Origin of the sequence: Pseudomonas sp. GM55 (assembly GCF_000282395.1) — a bacterium.
In the GTDB taxonomy this organism is placed as follows: domain Bacteria; phylum Pseudomonadota; class Gammaproteobacteria; order Pseudomonadales; family Pseudomonadaceae; genus Aquipseudomonas; species Aquipseudomonas fluorescens_CC.
Genome location: NZ_AKJJ01000127.1, coordinates 1 through 2,051, shown reverse-complemented (window position 1 = coordinate 2,051; position 2,051 = coordinate 1). Strand labels below are relative to the sequence as shown.

Here is a 2,051-nt window from a genome sequence, read left to right as displayed (position 1 = left end):
CCCACCCAGTCATGCTCGCTGGCATGCACAACGGCCTTGCCCTGGGTGCCGATCTCGATGCCGCCTCCGATCCTGATGTAGCTGCCGTCATCAGCCACCAGGCGGATGGTGGGGGCGGTGACGAGCACTTCGCCCTCAGCCGCCGACAGGTGCAGGTTCTTTTGCGCGTTGAGCAGCATGTCGTCGTCCTGGGCTTGCACCAGCACCTTGCCGCGATTGGCAATGGCGCTGATGCCCTCGTCCTGGGCGAAGGCGCTGATGCCTTTACCGGCTTGCAGGCGCATGGCGGCGCCGCTGGTCAACTGCAGGTGATCCTGGGCGGTGGTGTCGTGGTTCTCGCCGGCGTAGTGCACCTGCGAGCGCGGCGTGGCGCTGGCGATTCCGGCCTCGGCCGCCACCGCGACCACCGGTTCACCCGGACTGTTGCTGGTCGGTTCAGGCCATTGGCTCAACGACTGGCGCAACGCCTCGATACCCTGGGTATCGACCTGCGGGCTGCCGCGGGCAGCGGCGGTCTGGCCGAGGGACTGGAACAGCTCGCCACACTCGGCCAACAGCTTGAGCAGTTCCTCACGGTCCAGCTGTGAGCCCTGCGCCTCGTGGCGAGCGTAGGTGGTCAACAACAGCCCTTGGGCCGCCCGCAGGGCAATCGCGGCATCGCTGCGCAATTCGGCGCCCTGACCGCGTGCCTGGGCCTGCCCGTCGGTTCGCGGCGTGACGAGCTTGCCCAGATTCAGTGCTGTGGCCTGATGGGTGGTGCCCAGTCGGGCGCGCAGCGCGCCGGGTGTATCGTCGAAGAGTAATTCGTTGAAGCCCTTGCCCTGATGTTCCCGGGTCTGGACCCCCGATAAGGTTCGATTGCCCGGCAAGCCCGTGGCGTTACTGAAGCGCGGCGGAAAATGCTCGGCGTTGTAGAGCACCGACGTCACCAGAGGGCGGTCGATGTCGCCGCCGAGGAACGTCACCAGCACTTCCTGACCGATGCGCGGCAAAAACTGATGGCCAAAACCGACACCCGCGCTGGGCATGGCCACCCTTAGCCAGGTTGTACTTTGCGCAGCATCCTGCTCCCGCTGCCAATGAAAGCGCACCTGCACGCGCGCCATCTCGTCGGTAAACACCTCCTCGCCTTCGGGGCCCACCACGATGGCGGTGAGCGGCCCGGAAATCGTCGGTCGGGGCGTCATGATCGGTGGGCGATAGGCAATCTTGTGGCGGATGCAGACGAAGGTGTTGTCGTAGCTCGCCGGTTGATCCGTCAGGTAGTTGTTGCGGCCGCGGTGCTCCACCTTGAGCAGGAGGAACTGGCGGTCTTCAAGGGGATCACGGTCGTGATCGAAGTGCTGGGTCAGTTCGAAAGTGTAACCCGGCAGCATGGCGCGACAGTTGCTGGCGCCCTGAAATGTCTTGGCCTGTACCTCCAGGGCTTCGAGTCGATGACGCACCAGCGTTTCGCCATCTGCGGGCATACCGTGGCTGTAATGACCGGGAAAGTCGTAGATTTCGTAGGCCGGGACCTCACCCTGGGCGTTGAGGCTGGGCATGCTGACCGGCAGCGGATTGCGCGGCTGCCGGTAGTCGAACGTCTGAATGGCCATCTTGCCGGACTGCAAAACCCGATGGCTGCTCCATTGGGTAATCGAGTCGGCGGTCTCGGTGACCGCAGCGCTGTGGTAGCGGATCCGCGGTTGCCGGGCTAACGGCTCAAGGTTGCGGGAGTGGTCGGTGATGATCAGACGGTGTTCGGCCTTCATATGCTCGAAGTAGAACAGCAGCCCTTCACGCTCCAGCAGGCGCAGGACGAAATCCAGATCGTGCTCGCGGTATTGCGTGATGTAGCTGTGCGACTTGAGCGGCTGCTCCAGACGGAACTCAAACCTTGGCAACGCGCCATAGTTGGCGAACACTGTGCGCAGGATGTCTTCGAGGGTTTGCTCTTGAAAGATCCGCGAGTCGAAGCGGCGCGACAGCATCCACAGCCAGGGGCTCAAGGTGGCCGAATAGTGGGCCAGGCCACCGTCACTGTTCTGCAGGCTGAATCGACTGATGTA

At 63.7% G+C, this 2,051-nt stretch carries 1 protein-coding gene; it reads right to left on the bottom strand.

Annotated elements, in window-relative coordinates; genetic code table 11:
* A partial coding sequence (locus tag PMI31_RS25390) for a type VI secretion system Vgr family protein (protein WP_008022259.1) occupies window positions 1-2,051 on the bottom strand: 2,051 nt, incomplete at both ends.